Genomic DNA, 18,342 nt, shown 5'->3' on the forward strand with positions numbered 1-18,342 from the left:
GCCTCCCAAGCCTCCGGACGGCGACGCCGCGCTGTTCACGGCCGGCGGACAGAGGACAGGTCCCGCCTACGAAATGAGCGACCACCGATCGGCCGGAGCCTATTTCTGCGGCACCCTTTGCGGTCCGGCCGGGCAGAATCTGGCAGGGATGCTGGAGAACGGGGCAATCTCTATTCTGCGCAAAATGTATGCAGACTGTGCTTTTTTGCTAGGCAAGCAAGCCTCGGGGAACACATATGGAGGAGTGGAGTTGCAGTCTCCGGCAGTGACTCGCCGGACCCATGCGGGCAATCCGCCGCGCCTCCTCCCCTGGGAGACCGCGGAGGGACCCGCCGAGACGGACGTGAGAGAGACCATGAGCAACCTGACCGGCCGCGCGTCGGCCACCATTCACCAGTTCCCCGCCGGCGGACGAGCCGGCGTGGCGCGCTTCGGCGGCGTTCGGGAAAACGGCGAGGCGAACGTCGCCCGGCTGTTCCCGCCGGTCGCCGTCGTCGAGTTCGGCAGCGGCTGGTACCATCAGGCCGCCATCGAGGCGGCGACGGACCCCGCCCGCAAGCACTGACGGCAGCGCAGGCGTGGCTCCGGGCGAGCCTTGCTGCCTGAATGCCGGGTACTCCCGGCCGCCTGATTTCTGTGCGACGGCTGCCTGTTGTGTGGGCAGCGGGCGATGATCGGGGCAGTTCAGGCAGCGAACCGAACTCGTGCGGGAAGGCTGGTGTCCGCGCCGTCAGCCGGCCGATGCCGCTCCGAAGCAGGCTCCGCCCGGGCAGGCGAGCATCGCCGCGCCGCCGACCGCGAGCCCGATCGCCGTCGCCACTGCAAGCGTCACCGCCAGCCGCGCGGTGCCGGCGGTTGCCGCCAGCACCACCTTCACCCCGGAATTGACGGCGGCGGCGATCGCGATCGCGAGCGTCGCCGTCCCCACATCGATGGTGCCGCCGGCCAGCCGCGCCATCGACAGCGTGATGGCGTCGACGTCGGCCAGTCCCGAGGCAGCAGCCACGACGAAGGTGCCGGCCGCGCCGACCCAGTCGTTGACGATCGTCGCCCCCGCCATCACCACCGCCACGAAGGCCGAGAACTTGAGCACGGTGGCGAGCTCGAAGGGGTTCTCGAGCCTCAGCCCGGCCTGCCTGGCGCTGTCGCCGCCGCGGCGCACCAGGGCGAAGCCGATCACCAGGAAGGCGAGCGTCGCGCCGATCACCGGCGGCGCCAGCGACGGCAGCAGCGCCGGCTGCACGGCGCCGGCGATCACGGCCACGCGCACGAGCATCACCGCACCCGCGAGCAGGATGCCGCCGGCGAGCAGCGTCTCGCCGCCGCCGGCCGCCTTCGACATCCGCGCCAGCGTCAGCGTCGTCGCGGTGGAGGAGGCGAGGCCGCCGGCGAGGCCCGCCACGGCGATGCCGGCCCGGTCGCCGACGAGCTTCACCGCCCAGTAGCCCGCGAACGACACTGCCGCCATCAGGATGGCGAACAGCCAGATCTCGCTCGGATTGACGGCGCCCCACGGATCGATCGGCCGATCAGGCAGGATCGGCAGCAGCAGAAACGTCATCGCGAGCAGGATCAGCCCGGCGCGGATCTCCACCCACGACAGCGCCCCCACCCAGCGGTGCAGCGGCTGCTTCAGGGCGAGCAGCGCCGTCATCGCCACGGCGCCGGCCACCGCCACCGTGAGGTCGCCCAGCACCGCATAGGCACCGAGCGCGAAGGTCAGGATGCCGGCGACGACGCCGGTGACGCTGAAATTGTTGTCGCGTGACGCTTCGAGGAAGTGGAAGGCGGTGAAGGCGGCGGTGTAGGCGAGCGCCATCAAGCCGAGCGTCACCGGGGCCGTCACCAGCGTCAGCGCTGCTGCGATACCGCCGAGCAGGCCCGAGAGCGCGAAGGTGCGCAGCCCGGCGGTGCGCTCGCCTTCCGCCTCGGCGCGAAGCTGCCAGCCGCGCTCGATCCCGACCAGGAGGCCGATCGCCAGCGCGACCCCGAGCCTCTGGAAGAGATCGAACACGTCCACCGTCTATGCCCCCTGCGGCTCGTAGAGGGTGGCGTAGGCGTCGCGCAGGGCCTTCTTCTGCACCTTGCCCATGGCGTTGCGCGGCAGCGCGTCGACGAAGATCACCCGTTTCGGCTGCTTGAAGCGGGCGAGCCGGCCCTCCAGCGCATTGCGGATCGCCGCCTCGTCGAGGCTCGCGCCCTTTGACAGGACGACGACGGCGGTGACGCCCTCGCCGAAGTCGGGATGCGGCAGACCGATGACGGCGCTCTCGGCGACGCCGGGGATCTGGTCGATCTCGTCCTCGACCTCCTTCGGATAGACATTGTAGCCGCCGGAGATCACGAGGTCCTTGCCGCGCCCGACGATCGAGACGTAGCCGCGCGCGTCGATCACGCCGAGGTCGCCGGTGATGAAGAAGCCGTCGGGGCGGAAGTCCTCCTTCGTCTTGTCGGGCATGCGCCAGTAGCCCCTGAAGACGTTCGGTCCCTTCACCTCGATCATGCCGATCTCACCCGATGCGACGGGGGCGCCGCTCTCCTGGTCGACGACACGCAGCTCCACGCCCGGCAGCGGGAACCCGACGGTGCCGGGGATGCGGTCGCCGTCATAGGGGTTGGAGGTGTTCATGTTGGTCTCGGTCATGCCGTAGCGCTCGAGGATGGCGTGTCCCGTCAGCGCCTCGAAGCGACGGTGCGTCTCGGCCAGCAGCGGCGCCGAGCCGGAGACGAACAGGCGCATGTGCTTCGTCGCCTCCTGCGTCAGCCCGGCGTGCTCGACAAGGCGGACATAGAAGGTCGGTACCCCCATCATCGATGTTGCCCGCGGCATCAGGCGGAGGATCTCGTCGGCGTCGAACTTCGGCAGGAACAGCATCGTGCCGGCGGTCAAAAGGCTGACGTTGGTGGCGACGAACAGGCCGTGGGTGTGGAAGATCGGCAAAGCGTGGATGAGCACGTCGTCGGGCCCGAACCGCCACAGCGCGGCGAGCGCCAGCGCGTTCGACGTCAGGTTGTCGTGGGAGAGCATCGCCCCCTTGGAGCGGCCGGTGGTGCCGGAGGTGTAGAGGATCGCCGCGAGGTCGTCGGGTCCGCGTTCCACATCGGCGAACAGCGCCGGCTGCGCAGCGGCGAGGTCGGCGAGGCTGCCGCCGCCGTGCTCGTCGAGCGTCTCGATCTCGGCGCCGTAGCGCGATGCGAGCAGGCCGACCGGCTCGGCGCGGGCCGGGTCGCAGACGATCAGCTTCGGCTCGGCGTCGCCGACGAAGTACTCGACCTCGGCGAGCGTGTAGGCGGTGTTGAGTGGCAGGAAGATCGCGCCGGCGCGCACCGTGCCGAGATAGAGCGCAATCGCCTCCGGGCTCTTCTCCACCTGCACCAGCACGCGGTCGCCGGGTGCCACGCCGCGGGCAATGAGCGCGCCGGCGAAACGAGCCGCCATCGCATCGAGCTCGCCGTAGGAGATGACACGGCCGGCGGGCGTCTCGATCGCCGCCTTGGCGAGGTCCGGCATGCGGCCGCGGACGAGATTGTAGAGGTGGTTCATCGGCGCTCCCTAGGCCCTTCTCATTGTCCGGTGAGCGCTGGGGAGAGCTCGCCGGCGTAGTCGTCGAGATAACGTACCGGAATTTCCCAGACGACGAGTTTCGGCGGCGCTTCGCCGGCCGTTTCGGCCAGATAGTCGGCCATGGGCTGGAACGGCCCGCCTGCCTCTTTCGCAAAATTCTGCACGTCCGCCTGCAGCGCGATCTTCAGCGCCGCCTCGAACGAGAAGCGCGGGTCGGCGCTGTAGCTCGTCCCGACCAGCGCCACGGGGGCCGTGGCGGGGCCGCCGAAGAGGGCGTCGGCGTCGACGTCGCCGACGGCGAAGATCGGGGCGAGCGTGTCCGGCGGGGGCAGGCGACCGGCGAAGGGGGCGCGGACATAGCGCATCAGGTCGCCGACGTGCTCCGTCGCCGCCTGCGACTGGGCGGTGAACGGCGTATCGGGCAGATCGACGAGACCGGCCGCTGCCTCCGCCACGGCCCCGGCAGCGCGAAGCGCGCCAGCCGACGTCCAGTGCGTGTCGTTGGTCAGGAACGAGGTGCTCGGCGCCAGCGCCGCGGCGAGGTCCGGCACGGCGATGCCGGCGGCGGTCAGCGCCGCGCGGGCCCGCTCGGTCCGGCTGCGGGGCTCGTCGGGCAGGGGGAACCGCACGGCCTCGCCACCCAGCAGGGCCTTCGGCGGCACCAGGGCGACGACGAGCGCGACGCCGCGCGCCGACAGCAGCCGCGCGACACCCTCGATCGCTTCGACCGCCGCATCGGTGCGCGCGGGCGAGCCTGCGTCAGTCTCGTACTCCTCGCGGCTGAACAGCCAGCCATCGTTGCCGACGACGACGCCTGGACGCCCTTCCTCGAACAGCGCCCACGACAGCGAGCCGAACAGCTCGATGCCGGTGTCGCGGAACGGCAGCGCCTCGTCATAGGCCCGGTCGATCGCCGCCGTCGCCTCGCCGTCGAGCCACTCGGCCGACGTGAAGCTCGACGGCCGCGGCGCCGCGCCCGAGGCCACGAAGGCGAGGTTCACCCACGCGCCGACGGCCAGCGAGGCGGCGAAGCCGAGGAGGGCGATGGCGTGGCGGGCTCTCAGCGCATCCTCCTCAGAACTGGAAATACAGGAACGGCGAATAGGCATCCGCCGAGAGCTTCAGCACCGAGGCCGCCGCCAGCACCACCAGCGCCAGCGAGGCCAGCGCCGCCCGCCGGAAGCCGCCGGCGCCAGCCGCCCAGAAGCGCTTCGTCAGCCTCGGCTCGATGAAGACGATGGCGACGCCGATCGCCAGCACCATCAGGTCGAAGCGGGCGAGGCGCCAGTCGGCGTCCGGCGACAAAGCGATGCCGTTCAGCCCGATCATGCCGCCATAGAGCCCGAAGGCGGAGGCGACGTCTGGCGCCCGGAACATCACCCAGCCGATGACGACGAACAGCAGCGTCAGCGGCAGCGCGATCGCCCGCGGCCACGGGCTGCGGTCACCGGCGCCGCGATGCTGGTCGGCCGTCTCGCCGGCCACCGCGACGCGCCGGCCGGCTCGCGCGCCGAGCAGCCGCTCGATCGCCAGCAGCGCCCCATGCCAGGCGCCCCAGATCAGGAACGTCCAGTTGGCGCCATGCCAGAAGCCGCCGAGAACCATCGTCACGAACAGGTTGAAATAGGTGCGCAGCGGCCCTTTCCGGCTGCCGCCGAGCGGGATGTAGAGATAGTCGCGCAGCCACAAGGACAGGCTGATGTGCCAGCGCCGCCAGAACTCGGTGATCGAGCGGCTGACATAGGGGAAGTGGAAGTTGCGCACGAGCCGGAAGCCGATCATCAGCCCGAGCCCGACGGCCATGTCGCTGTAGCCGGAGAAGTCGAAGTAAAGCTGCACCGTGAAGGCGACCGCTGCCAGCCAGGCGTCCATCAGGCTCGGCGCGGCGAGCGGGAACAGCCCGTCGGCGATCGGCGCGACGCTGTCGGCGATCAGCACCTTCTTGGCGAGCCCGATCATGAACAGCGTGCAGCCGGCGGAGAACTTCGCGACCGTGTGGCTGCGCCGGGTGATCTGGGCGGCGAGGTCCTTGTAGCGCATCACCGGGCCGGCGATGAGGTGCGGGAACAAGGCGAGGAAGGCCGCGAAGTCGACGAAGCTCTCGGCCGGCTCGGCGTCCTTGCGGTAGATGTCGACCATGTAGCTGATCGACTCGAAGACGAAGAACGACACGCCGATCGGCAGGATGACGTTCAGCACGAAGAACGACGTCGCCGGATCGAGGCCGAAGGCCTCGGCGAAACTGACGGCGAAGAAGCCGTAATATTTGAAGTACGCCAGCACCGCGAGGCTGCCGGCGACGCCGATCGCGGTGCGCCTGAGCGCCGAGCGCGGGTCCGGGGCGGCGGCGATCGCTGCGCCGAAGCCATAGGTCCACACCGTCACGGCGGCATAAAGCGCCAGGAAGTCGACCCGCCACCACGCATAGAACGCCCACGAGCCGATGGTGATGACGAGCGAGCGGGCACGCACCGGGACGGCGTAGTAGACCGCCAGGAACAGCGGCAGGAAGACGAACAGGAAGACGGCGGACGAGAAGACCACGTCTGTCTCCGCCCGTCGCCGCGGGCGTCAGTTCGCGACGGCTGCGGGCGCCGACACCGGCGACGCGGTCGCCGATGCGGGGGCCGCGGCCTGGTCGGCACTCGGCACGGACAGCCCGCGCTGGCGGGCCCGTACGCGCCAGCGCTCGGCGCGCGCCGGGTCGATGCTCTCGTCGGTGCGGGCGATCTCGACAAGGCGCGCCAGCGCGTCGTCGTTGGTCTCCGCCGCTCGCTCGAGCCACAGGATCGCCCGCGCCTGGTCGACCGCGACACCGAAGCCCTCGGCGTGGATCTCGTAGAGCTTCATCATCGCCTCGGCGACGCCGGCCTCGGCGGCGCGCTCGAGCAGGCGGATGCCCTCGGCGGTGTTGCGCGTCACGCCGTAGCCCGACAGGAAGGCGCGCGCGAGCTCGAGGTCGCCCTCGCGGTTGCCCGCCTCGGCGGCGCGCGAGAAGGCGACGACCGCGCGCTCCGGGTCGATCTCGCCGCCGAAGCCGGAGAGGTAGAAGCGCCCGAGGTCGACATAGGCGCCGTCGATGCCGCGCGACACCGCCAGAAGCAGCAGCCGCCGCGCCTCGGCCGGGTCGCGTGCCACGCCCGAGCCCTCCGTGTAGGCGGCGGCGAGCGCGGTCAGCGCCGAGGCGCTGCCGGCATCGGCGGCCTTGCGGAAGTACTCGACAGAGAGCGGCAGGTCCTGGGCGGTGCCGCGGCCGTAGCGATAGGCGCGGGCGAGTGCGCCGAGGGCCCGCGCCGAGCCGGGCTCGAACTCCACCGCCTTCTGGTAGAGCGCGAACGCGCGCGCCTGGGCGGCCGGGTCCGGGCCCTGCTTCTCGTAGGCCGAGGCGATGTCGATCAGTGCGTCGGTGACGCCGAGCCGCGCCGCCTCGATCGCCAGTTCCTCGGCGCGGGCGTCGTCGCGGGCGACGCCCCGCCCGTCGCGATAGGCCTGCGACAGGGCGGCGGCGGCAGGTCCGGAGCCACCCTCGGCGAGCGCCTGCAGGGTGGCGAGGCCCTTCTGCGTCGCCTCGATGCGGCCGAGCTCGAGGAGCGCCACCGCGACCGCGATCCGCCCCTGCGCGGACGCCCCGCCGAGCGCCTCGGCGCGGGCGAGATAGGCCTCGGCCGCGTCGACGTCGCGCGGTCCGGTGGTTCCCGACAGGCTGATGAGGGCGAGCTCGACCAGCGCGTCGGGCTGTCCGGTCGCGGCGGCGGCCTCGAGGGCTGCGACCGCCTCGTCGGTGCGGCCGGCGGCGACGAGGGCCTTCGCCAGCCGGTTGGGGGCTTCCGGCACGCCCTTTTCGACGGCCGCGCGCAGCACCCGCTCGGCCTCCGCCGGAGCGGGCGTGTCGCCGAAGGCGCCGGCATAGAAGTCGGCCAAAAGCAGCGGCGCCTTGGTGTCGCCCGCGCGCACCGCCTCCTCGAGGAGCGCGCGCGCCTCGTCCGGGTCGCGCTGCACCGGCCCGCCGCGCATCAAGAGCCGCCCGAGCTTCAGCTTCGCCGAGGGGCTGCCGCGCCCGGCCGCCTCGCGGTAGAGCCCGACGGCCTGCTCGACGTCGACCGTGCCGCCTTCGCCGGACACCAGGATGTCGGCGTTGCGCAGCAGCGCCCCCGTCGAGCGCTCGACCGCGAGCGCCGCCCCGTAGAGCTGCCCGGCTTCCTGGGGCGAAGGGGCCACGAAACGGCCCTGGCGCAGGAAGTCGCCGAGGGTCAGCATCGCCTGCGGGTTGCCGGCCTCCGCCGCCCGGCGCAGCCATGAGACCGCCTGGGCACCGTCCACCGGCACACCGCCGAGTTCGGCCCGGTCGGCCAGGAAGGCGCCGTAGCCGGCCATCCCCTCGATGTTGCCGCGCTCCGCCGCCGCCTTCAGGAGGCCGGCGATCTCGCCCGACAGCGCATCGGCGACGAGCAGGCCCTGGGCCGCGCGGGCAACGGAGAGCGCGTTCGTCAGCGACGGCTCGGAGACCTCGATGGCGCGGCCGACCATCTCGCGCGCCTTGGCGAGGTCGAGCGGCTCGCCGCGGCCGGTCTCGTACATGCGGGCGGCGACCAGGAAGGCGCGATGGTCCTCGACCTCCAGCGCGAAGGCGAGCCAGGCCTTCGCGGCCGCCTCGTCGACGCCCATCGGGCCCTGGTCGAGGAAGTCCTCGGCGAGCCGGATCGCCGACAAGGTCGAGCCGGACCAGGCGGCCTCCTCGAGCACCTGCCGCGCCTCGACCGGGTTGGGCGGCCCGAGCGCCGTCGACAGCAACAGGTCGGCAAGCCGCAGCGCCCCCTTGCCGCTCCCGAGCGCGAAGGCGCGACGGTAGTTCTCGGCCGCCTTCTCGGCATCGACCGGCAGGCCGACCCCGTCGCGCAGGACGTCGCCATAGGCGACGAGCAGGTCGCGCGAGCGCGGCGCAAAGAGATCGAACAGCACCACGCCGGCGCCGACGAGGTCGCGGCCGGCGGTGGTCTCGAGGCCGACGATGCCGGCGAGCGCGAAGGCCGCCGGCGCGTACTGCAGCCGGGTCGCCAGCCGGTAATACTCCTCCGCCTCGCCGACGCGCTCGGCGCCGCCGAGGCCGAGCTGCAGGTCGAAACCGGTGAGATAGGCCCCCTTGCCATAGCCGAGGCGGGCGGCGCGCTCGAGGAGGTCGAGGCCACGGTCGATGTCCTCGCGGCCGCCGTTGAAGCCGCCCTCGCCGGCGAGCATGATCTCGGCGAGGTGCGAGGCCGCCGACGGCCAGATCGGCGAGGGCGCCTTCAGCCCCGCCTCGAAGGCGGCGCGGGCGCCGGCGGGGTCGGGCTTGCGCAGCGGATTTTCCGGCGACACCAGCGTGCCGTCGATGAGGATCTCGCCGAGTTCGAGCAGCGCCTCCGGCGTCTTGTCGTTGACGAGGGTGTCGAGCTGCGCCTTCTCCGACTGGTAGCGCTCGCGCACCCAGCCGAGCCGCGCCTCGCTGTCGGCGGTCTGCGCCAGTGCGGTCAGCGGTAGCGTGGGCAGGGCCATGAGGGCGCAGAGCGCCACCATCGCCACCCGGTGCGCCAGCGGGCTCATTCCTGCGCCCAGAAGCACGTGGCGTTCCCCCCGACATATTCGTCGATCAGCGGCCGCTCGGCGGCGGTGCGGCTGTCGAAGCGGAGCGCGATCAGCCGGCGCGGCGCCGTGCGCGGCGGCAGCAGCCGCACCGCCTCGACGAAGGCCATGTAGTTGCGGCCATGCCCCCGCTCCGCCAGGAAGCCGAGATCCTGGGTGTGGAAGTCGGCGCTCGGCCCGGGGATGACGTTGGCGGCGGCGTAGGTCGCGGTCAGCGCGGGGCTCGCGAGGCCGTTCGTCAGGTAGGACAGCACGAGGTCGAAGCCGCGGCCCTCGACGCTCGCGCCATAGAGATCGTCGCCGTGGGCGCGCGCGATCTCCGCCATGACGACGAGGCTCGTGAGGGCGTGCCGGGTATACCAGAGGGCGCGCGCGCCGCGCCGCGCTTCGAGCGGCAGGCTGCCGTCGTCGCGCGCGTCGGCGAGTGCGGTGCGGTAGCGCTCGATGCCCTGGCGGTAGAGGGCGTCGTCGCCGGTGAGCGCCCCCCAGGCCATCAGCACGCTGTCGGCGAGATAGCGGTGGTTATTGTGGTCGACGTCGCCGTCGAAGGTTCGGTCGACGCGCGGCACCAGATCGGCGAGCCAGTCGTCGATGCGCGTGCGCTCGGCGTCGGCGAGCCCCGGCCGGACAATGGCGTAGGCGACGATCGTCGGCAGCAGCGTGCGCTTCAGCGCGTAGTAGGGATCGTGGCTCACCGGTGTCGCGGCGAGCGCGTCCGCCTCCGCCCAGCGCGTCAGCAGGCGCACGAGGTCGGCGGCCGACGCCTGGTCGCCGGCGAGCGCCCGGCCGCCGAGCACCATCACCGCCCACGAGAACGGTGCCGAGCGGTTGTCCGAGCCGTAGCCGTCGGTCGGCTCCAGCGCCGAGAGCGGCGGCAGGTCCGCCCACGCCGGATCGCGGGCGATCGCCAGGCACGCCTCGCGGGCGGCGGCGCGGTCGGGGCGGGCGAGCTCGGCCGCCCGCACCGCCGGATCGAAATAGACAATGCCGGGCGGCGAGACGGCCGCTGCCGGCGTGCTCGTGACGACCGCGGCGAGCGCCGCGGCGGCCGCGAGCCGCGCGGTGCGGCGGAGGAGGGAGGAGGGGCGGTCGGTCATGGCGCGCCCCTCAGTTCGACGGCTCGTCGGCGGCGGGCGAGGCCTGGTCCTCGCTCGGCGCGGCACTGCCTGCGGGCTTCGGCACGGAGGCGAGGAAGGCGTCGTGCTGCAGCGAGCCCTCGACGTCCGTGCAGTCGCCGGCGGCCGCCGGATCGAAGACGGTGTCGGCGTCATCGCCGGGCAGGAAGCCGCGGTCGCGCAGCGTGCACGCCGCCTCCGGCTTGCGCGGCCGGCACTTCGCCGCGATGCGGACGCCGCTCTTGCCGTTGTGCTGCAGGATCGGCGTCGTCGCCTTGGCGATGTCGCCGCGGAAGATGCGGTTGCGGTGGTTGGTGAAGACGTTGCCGGACAGGCTCGCCACGGTGACGCCGCGCAAGGTCGCGCCGATCGAATTGGCGTCGAGCGTGTTGCCCTCGGCGACGAAGCTCGTCACCGGCACGTAGGGGTCGAGTTCGAAGTCGCGCGTCTCGCCGGCCGCCGAGCCGGCGAGGTCGGCGATGTAGGCGTCGATGCCGGAGCCGCCGTTGTCGGCGATGCGGTTGGCATAGAGCGCCACGTCCCAACTGTTTCGGATGCGGATGCCGGACCGCGCGTTGTCGAAGAAGTCGTTCGCCATCACGAGGTTGCAGGAGCTCTCGAAGAAGGTCAGCCCGTCCTGCCGGTTGTCGAAGGCGGTGTTGGCGTAGACGATGTTCGAGACGGAATCGCGGTCGAGCATGATGCCCGAACCGGCATTGTCGAAGCTGATGTTGCCGATGAGGTAGGAGAAGTCGACCTCGCGCGAGATGATCAGGCCGTGCTTCTTGATCGTGCCGTAGATGGTGTTGAAGGCGATGCGCAGATCCTGCGAGCGGTCGTGCGGATCGATGCCGTAGATGACGTTGTCGCGGTACTCGTTGCCGATGACGTCCACGCCCACGGCTTCATAGGAATAGAAGCCGTAGTAGGCGTTCTGGAACGAGTTATCGACGACGATGCCCGTCGGCGGCTTCGGGGCCGACTGCGTCGCCACCAGGTCCGACGGTCCGGCGGTGAACGAGAGCCCGTAGCCCTTGCCGGCGGGGTAGCCGATCGAGACGATCGTCGAGCCGCCCAGGAAGAGGCGCGAGTCGCTCCAGCCGACGATGAATGGGCGGAAGACGCGGCCGCGGTCGCTGTCCCAGTGGTCCGGACCGCCGGCGCTTTCGGAATAGGCGACGAGCCGCGTGTCGAGGACGTAGAGCGTGCCGGCGACGACGAGATAGGCGCCGGTGTCGCTGCCGAGGCGCATCTCGGCGAACTCCTCGCCACTGACGATCAAGGTCGCGTCGCGGCCGACGAGGATCGGCTGGCGGAACAGGATGCGGTCACCGTCCTCGTGCACGGCGTCCCAGCGGCCGTCGGCGACGAGCTGGTCGCGCACCTGCGAGAGCGTGAAGACGCCGCCGTCGACGTTGATGAAGTTGGGGTTGAGGTCGCCCTGCACGCCGACCTGGATCGACTGCCCCTCGGCGTTCGCCTCCTGCAGGAACTTGAAGTTGAACTTGCTGTAGCGGAGCATCGTCATCTCGACGTCGCCGCGCCGCTGGGACGGCGGCGCCTTGCCGAGCTCCTTGGCGGCGATCAGCGGGTTGTCGTCGACCGCGCCGACCTCGACGCCGCGGGCGCCGGCGCCATCGGGCGCCGGCACCCTGGCGCGCAGTCCGGAGACGTCGACGCCGTCCAGGTCCGGCAGCGGAAACGCCGTCACGCTCGCCAGGCGACCGCCGCCCTCCAGACTCGCGATCATCAACCGCGGGTCTTCCTCGACCGGCGTGGCCGTGGCCGGCGGCGGTGGCGGCGGTGGATCGGCTGCGTCGGCGGGACGGGCGAGCGCGCCGATGCCGTCGAGGGTGCGCGCCTGGTGCTCGGCGATCCGCCGCAGGGCCGCGACGCGGATGGAGTCGCTCACGAGTTCGCGTGCCGCCGCGAGGCCGCCGACGAGATCGCCGTCCCTGGCGCGCCGGACGGCGACGTCGGCCAGCGCGGTTTCGCGGGCGGCGGGGTCGGAGAGCGTCGCGGCCGCGGCGAGCGCGGCCTCGAGGTCGCCGGTGGCGACCCGGCGCGCCACCGTAGCCGCAACGACGCGGTCGAGGTCGTCGGCCTCGGTGATCTGGGCGGCGAGGGCGTCGGCGCGATCGAACGTTCCCGCCTCGACGAGGGCGATGGCGAGATCGCCGAGGATGGCGTTGCGGACGCCTCCGTCCGACGTCTGCAGCGCGAGCGTGCGCGCCCGCTCGAAGGCTTCCTCCGCCGCGGGCCGGCCTTCGCGACCGGCGGCGGCGTGGATCTCCAGCAGGGTGGCGGCCCTGTCACGCGGGTCGCTCATCGCGCCTGCGGCGGCGAGCGCCTCGGCGTCCTCGCCCCCCTTGGCCCGCGCGGTGGCGATGGCGGCGAGCGCGCGGTCGCGGTCGCCCGGAGCCGTCACCTCGTTGAGGAGACCGGTGGCGCCGGCGACGTCGCCGCCCCGGGCGCGCTGGCGGGCGATGGCGGCGATCGGTGCGGAGCGGTCGTCGGGGGCCGTCAGCGTCCGCACCATGGCGAGCGCCGCCTCCGGATCGCCGCGGTCGGCGGTCGCCTTGGCGATGGCGGAGCGGATGCGGTCGCGATCCGGGCCAGCCGGCAGCGACGCGGCGACGGCCTCGGCGCCGGCGGTGTCGTGGACGGCGAACTTGCGGCCGACCGTCACCAGCACGGACGTGCGCCGCGCCGGGTCCTCGACGCCCTCGGCGGCGAACACCGCCTGCCGCAGCGCGCCGAGGGCGGCCGTCTCGTAGCCGCCCGCGCGGAGCTGGTCGGCGACCGCGACGAGGGCGCGGGCCCGGTCGGCGCCGTCGAGGACGAGACCGGCGCGATCGAGGGCCTTCAGGCCCCGGCCGCGATCGAGGGCGTCGTCGATGATCCCGCCGAGGAGGTCGTCCTGTTCGGAGCGGTCGTCGACGGAGGCCGCGATGGCGAGCGCCGCATCACCCTCGCCGGCGGCGAGCGCTGCTGCGAGGAAGCGCTGGCGCAGCGCCGTCGCCGCGGCGTCGTCGGAGGGAAGGACGGTGGCGACGAGGCGCTCCACCGCCGGCCAGAGCGCGCCGGCCTCCAGGCGCGCCACCGCATCTGCGGCGGTGGGCGCGGCGTCGCCGGCATCGGCCGGGCGTACGATCGCGCGCACGATGCCGGCGCGGGCGCGTGCGTCCGGCACGGAGCCGAGCAGCGTGCGCAGGTAGCGGCGCGATTGCTGCGGCGGGAAGGCGGCGACGCGCTCCGACACCGCCCGGAAGGCGGCGATGCGGTCGTCGCCGTCGATCGCCTGCGCCGTCTCGATCGCCCGGCCGACGATGCCGGCCGCGCGGTCGACGTGGCCGCCGGCCGCGGCGGCGTCGGCGAGGAGGAGCCAGCCGGCCGTCTGCCGCGCCGGGTCGGCGATGTCGAGCACGAGGTCGATCGCGACGATCTCTTCATGCGGCTCGCCGCCGCTCATCGCGGCGAGGTGGTGCTCGAGCGCCAGCATGAGCACCACGTCGGCGAGGATGCCCTCCTCGGCGAGCTCGGTGCGCACGGCGCGGGCGGTGGTCGACTGCGTCGCCGCGAGCCGGCGCATCGTTTCCGCCAGGCCATCGAGGGCGGCGGCGCGGCGGATGGCGTCCGGCTCCGACAGGGCGGCGACGTAGGCGGTGCGGATCGTCTCGGCGGTGGGGACGGCAGCCGAGAACGGCTGCGGCGCCTGGGCGGAGGCCGGGAAGGGGAGGAGCAGCGGCACGACCGGGGCGGCCGCGAGCGCGATGAGCGCCGCGAGCCCCGTCGTCGCCAGCCGTCTCCCGAGCCTCGTCGCCATCCGTTCCTCCCTGCGGGCGGCGCCGGCCCGATCGAGAGGCCGACGGAACCGCCGCGGTCTCAGTCGAAGACGCGGCCGATCAGCGACGCGCCGAAGCTGTCGAAGCGCAGCCGCACCGGCGCGCCGTACCAGTCGAGCGGGATCTCCCGGCCCGGATCAAAGGCGACGACCGAGGCGGTCGCGGCCGAGCCCGGCAGCCCGGCGACGCCGAGAGCCCGCGGCGGATGGTCGGTGAGGTTGACCTCCGTCGTCGTGCCGTCGGCGAATTCCAGGCGTGCCACGGTGCCCTCGCGGATGCGGATCAGCGTGTCCTCGTCGACGACCGCGCGAACGAACGGCTTCGCGCCGACGAGTGCCGCCCGCAGCACCGGCGAGCCTTCCGTCACCGTCGAGCCGACCGGCAGCAGCCGCTCGACCACCGGGCAGGCGCACTTCGCTTCGACGAACACCTCACGCTGGCCCCAGTCGCGCACGGCCACGGCCGGGGCGCCGGGGATCAGCTCTGCGCCTTCCGTCACCACCTCGAGCTGGCCGGAGACCGGCGCGGCGATGGTGATGGTGTCGATGCTGATCGCCGCCGAGAGGGCGCGCGAGATGAACAGCCGCTCGTAGACGGCGGTGACGACGAAGCCGCCCAGTGCCAGCGTCGCGATCGCGATGGCGCCGTAGCTCAGCACCGGCCTGAGGCGCTCCATCAGGCGCCCGGCCGCCGTCTGCGGTTCGCTGCGCTTCGGCACCGTGCGCGGCACGGCGGCATGGCTGCGCGCGGTGACGTCGAGGATGTCGCCGAGCGAGACGATCTCGCCGGAGAGGAAGGCGTCGATGATGTAGCGCAGCACGGCGATCTGGCGCTGCGAGGTGTTGACGAACTTGAAGCCGATGCGGCCCTTGCCGGCGTCGACGTTGCGCACCTCGCCCTGGATCGGCAGGACGATGTCGTATTCCTCGAGCGGGAAGACGAGGCGGAACGACAGCACCCGCCTGAGGCTGATGTCCATGCCCGGCGCGTGGATGGCGAAGCCGCCGACCGACCAGTCGATGACGTCGAAGCTCTGGTCGCCGAACTGGCACTGCACCGGCAGGCGGTAGCGCGTGTGCTGACGCTGGACTTCCGACTCGTGAACGATCGCAGCCATCACATTCCCCATGTCCCGGTGCACGGCGGGCGGATCGCCCCGACCGCCGCCACCGACTTCGCGCGCCGCGAGCCCGCCCGCGCCGCTCCCACCCCCGCCGCCCCACCGGCGGGGGTGTCGTCCGCTTCGTTTCCCGGCGCCGTCACGACCACATCTCCGGCCACTCTAGCAGCCCGAGCAGCACCGCGATGGCGACGGCGAAGAACGAGAACGTCAAAACGTGCATATAGGTCGACGTCCAGGCCGGCAGCCGGCCGGCCACGCGCCCGCCAGCGAGCTTCGTCCGCTGCCGGGTCCACCCCTGGCGGTCGAGCCGGAAGAAGATGAACGTCTTGATCGCCGACCCGTACACCTGGTTGAAGAACATCAGGAACGGGTAGAGCACCGAGATGCGTGGCCTGGCCGACAACAGCAGTACGGTCAGCGCGTAGCGCGACATCAGCACCCAGACGATGTAGAGCAGCAGCATCTGCGACGAGACGAAGATGGCGCCGATGATCGCGAAGGTCGGTCCGGTCAGCGATGTCCACATGGTGACGCGCTGGTCGAGCACCGTCCACCAGGTGAAGTAGCCGATGCGGTTCGGGCCGAGCGCCAGCGCGCGGTGGTTGTTGCGCAGCATGTTGCCGAACCACCGCACCATCAGCATCGCCGAGGCGCGGAAGAAGTTGGACGACGGTGGCGTCTCGATCGTCGCGACGCTGACGTCGGGGATGTAGAGCATCTTGTAGCCGGACTTCAGCATCCAGAACCACGTCGACTTGTCGTCGCCGGTGAGGAAGCGGAAGCGCCCGAGCCGCCAGTGGTCGAGATAGTCGACCTCGATCATCTCGATGAAGGAGTGGTCGCAGGCGAGGCCGGCCCGGAACGCCGACATCCGGCCCGTCAGCGTCAGCACCCGCTCCGACAGCCCCATCGAGCTCATCAGGATGTGGCGCTGGGCGAAGCGCAGCGAGTACCAGACGTCGAAGATCTTGGAGCCCTCGACCCTGGACGTCTCGTCGGTGGTGAGCGCCCCAACGTCGTCGCGGAAGCGGAGGAACGGCGCGATCTTCTCGACGAGGTCGGGCTGGACGATGCTGTCGCCGTCGATCACCGCGACGATGTCGTCGTCCTTCGGCATGTATTTCTGGATCGCCCGGAGCCCGTAGGCGAGGCCGTCGCGCTTGCCGGTGCCGGGAATGCGCACCAGCACCAGCCGGACGTTGCCGGGGTCGTCGCCGACGACGGACTGGAACAGCTTCTTCGCCAGCCGCTCGTCGCCCATCTCAACGATCGAGGCCACCACCGTGGCGCCGCCGGGCGAGCGCCGGGCCGCCTCGAAGGCGGCGGCGAACACCTGGATCGTCGTCTCGGTCGGGATGCGGAAGCTCGTCACCAGAAGGTAGGCGTGCGGCGGCGGCGTGCCCTCTTCCGCCGCCTCGGCCTGGCGTCGCAGGCGCGGGAAAGCGAAGCGCACGTAGAGCTGCGCCCGGACGAAGTGCAGCAGCGCCCAGCTGTAGCGCCAGATGCCGATGAAGCCGATTACGATGACCGCCGTCGTGCCGATGCCGACGAGCGGGTTCGGGTTGATGATGACGGCGAACGAGCCGGTCAGGAGCACGTAGAGGGCGTGCGCCCAGTACGTCTCGGACCAGTGGACCGGTTCCGGCGCCGCACCGGCGGCGACGGTCGCCTCACCAGCAGATGCCGTCATAGGATCCATCGCTGCGCTTCATCGCGTTCACCCGCACGAGGTCGATGATCGGCGTCTTGCCTCCCAGGCGCTCGACCAGTCCTGCGGCCGCCGCGTCCTTCTTGCCGATGATGATCGCCTGCGCTCCCTGACACATGTCGTCGACCGAGTCGACGAGCAGCCGGCTGAGGTGCGGCAGATGCGACATCACATACTGGAGATTGGCGCCCGTCAGCTCGCCGTAGCTGACGTTCGGATCGTAGATCTTCAGCATGTAGCCCTTGCCGAGGAGGCGCTCGGCGAGCTCGACGAGCGGGCTCTCGCGCAGGTCGTCGGTGTTGGGCTTGAAGGAGAGACCGAGCAGCCCGAGCCGGCGGGCGCCGGTGCTGGCGACCATGTGGTAGGCGCGGTCGAGCTGGATCTCGTTGGCGGTCATCGCAGCGTCGAGCACGGGCGTGGCGACGTCGATGGTACGCGCCTTGTAGCGCAGCGCCCGCAGGTCCTTCGGCAGGCAGGAGCCGCCGAAGGCGAAGCCCGGCATCAGATAGGCCGGCGAGATGTTGAGGCGCTTGTCGCTGCACAGGATGCGCATCACCTCGTGGCCGTCGATGGCGGTGCCCTTGCAGACGTTACCGATCTCGTTGGCGAAGCTCACCTTGAGGGCGTGCCAGGCGTTGTTGGTGTACTTCACCGCCTCGGCGGTGGTCATGTCGACGACGATCGGCTCGACGCCGATGCGCGCCACCAGCGACCTGAGCTTGAGGATCGTGTCCTCGTCGAGCTTGCCGAAGACGATGGTGCCGGGATCGTAGTAGTCGGCGATCGCCGTGCTCTCGCGCAGGAACTCGGGATAGTAGGCGACACCGAAATCGCGCCCGGCGACGCCGCCGGCGGCCCGCTCCAGCGCCGGGATGACGGTTTCCACCATCGTGCCGGGCAGGATCGTCGAGCGCATCACCACGTGGTGGCGCTCCTTCTTGGCGGCGATGGCGGTGCCGATCTCCTCGGCGACCTTCAGCACGTAGCGGGTGTCGAGGGAGCCGTTCAGACGGCTCGGCGTGCCGACGCAGATGATCGACAGCTCAGTGCCGTGGACGGCTTCGTCTGAGCGGTCGGTGGCGCGCAGGCGGCCCCCCGCGACCGCATCCGCGATCAGGGCATCGAGCCCAGGTTCGGCAATCGGCGCCAGGCCGTCATTGATTTCGTTGACCTTGACGTCGTTGACGTCGACGGCGACGACGTGGTGCCCGTCCTTGCACAGACAAGCGGCCGTGACGGCCCCCACGTAGCCGATCCCGAAGACGCTGATACGCATACATGACCCCCAACTCGGGCAACGGGTTGTTGCGTCCCCGTGTCCCGTTCGTCCCCGCGAAGCGCTGAACTCTCCTCTCCAGCGCCGTAGC

11 protein-coding genes are annotated in these 18,342 nt (G+C 71.6%); 1 reads left to right on the forward strand and 10 read right to left on the reverse strand.

Annotation, left to right across the window (positions count from 1 at the left end; all coding sequences use genetic code 11):
• Positions 1-355 precede the first annotated feature (355 nt).
• On the forward strand, positions 356-565 hold the full coding sequence (locus tag RUR49_RS20705) for a DUF2735 domain-containing protein (RefSeq protein WP_409148329.1): 210 nt from the start codon (positions 356-358) through the stop codon (positions 563-565).
• A 165-nt stretch (positions 566-730) separates the two neighbouring features.
• On the opposite strand, the gene RUR49_RS20710 is transcribed toward RUR49_RS20705, so the two are convergent.
• The 10 genes from RUR49_RS20710 to RUR49_RS20755 form a co-directional block, all read right to left on the reverse strand.
• Complete coding sequence (locus RUR49_RS20710) at positions 731-2,020, reverse strand: MgtC/SapB family protein (RefSeq protein ID WP_409148330.1); 1,290 nt, start codon at positions 2,018-2,020, stop codon at positions 731-733.
• Between the two features lie 3 nt (positions 2,021-2,023).
• A complete protein-coding gene (locus tag RUR49_RS20715) occupies positions 2,024-3,544 on the reverse strand; it encodes a malonate--CoA ligase (protein ID WP_409148331.1) in 1,521 nt (506 codons plus the stop codon).
• A 20-nt stretch (positions 3,545-3,564) separates the two neighbouring features.
• The gene (locus tag RUR49_RS20720) at positions 3,565-4,674 is read right to left on the reverse strand and encodes an alginate O-acetyltransferase AlgX-related protein (protein ID WP_409148332.1); all 1,110 of its coding nucleotides are present in this window, start codon (positions 4,672-4,674) and stop codon (positions 3,565-3,567) included.
• A complete protein-coding gene (locus tag RUR49_RS20725) occupies positions 4,640-6,109 on the reverse strand; it encodes an MBOAT family O-acyltransferase (protein ID WP_409148333.1) in 1,470 nt (489 codons plus the stop codon). Before RUR49_RS20725 ends, RUR49_RS20720 begins: the two co-directional genes overlap by 35 nt.
• 27 nt (positions 6,110-6,136) lie before the next feature.
• Positions 6,137-9,145, reverse strand: a complete 3,009-nt coding sequence (locus RUR49_RS20730) for a tetratricopeptide repeat protein (protein ID WP_409148334.1) — start codon at positions 9,143-9,145, stop codon at positions 6,137-6,139.
• Positions 9,142-10,281 carry an alginate lyase family protein gene (locus tag RUR49_RS20735; RefSeq protein ID WP_409148335.1) on the reverse strand — a complete coding sequence of 380 codons (1,140 nt, stop codon included), beginning with the start codon at positions 10,279-10,281 and terminating at the stop codon, positions 9,142-9,144. The genes RUR49_RS20730 and RUR49_RS20735 overlap by 4 nt, the downstream gene beginning before the upstream one ends.
• A gap of 10 nt (positions 10,282-10,291) precedes the next feature.
• Positions 10,292-14,125 carry a right-handed parallel beta-helix repeat-containing protein gene (locus RUR49_RS20740; protein WP_409148336.1) on the reverse strand — a complete coding sequence of 1,278 codons (3,834 nt, stop codon included), beginning with the start codon at positions 14,123-14,125 and terminating at the stop codon, positions 10,292-10,294.
• Between the two features lie 59 nt (positions 14,126-14,184).
• On the reverse strand, positions 14,185-15,261 hold the full coding sequence (locus RUR49_RS20745) for a PilZ domain-containing protein (RefSeq protein ID WP_409148337.1): 1,077 nt from the start codon (positions 15,259-15,261) through the stop codon (positions 14,185-14,187).
• Between the two features lie 142 nt (positions 15,262-15,403).
• A complete protein-coding gene (locus RUR49_RS20750) occupies positions 15,404-16,957 on the reverse strand; it encodes a glycosyltransferase (RefSeq protein ID WP_409148338.1) in 1,554 nt (517 codons plus the stop codon).
• Positions 16,938-18,251: a nucleotide sugar dehydrogenase gene (locus RUR49_RS20755; protein ID WP_409148339.1), complete on the reverse strand. Its 1,314-nt coding sequence runs from the start codon at positions 18,249-18,251 to the stop codon at positions 16,938-16,940. Before RUR49_RS20755 ends, RUR49_RS20750 begins: the two co-directional genes overlap by 20 nt.
• Between the last annotated feature and the right edge of the window lie 91 nt (positions 18,252-18,342).

Origin of the sequence: Pseudoxanthobacter sp. M-2 (genome assembly GCF_046156265.1) — a bacterium.
In the GTDB taxonomy this organism is placed as follows: domain Bacteria; phylum Pseudomonadota; class Alphaproteobacteria; order Rhizobiales; family Segnochrobactraceae; genus CAMDHY01.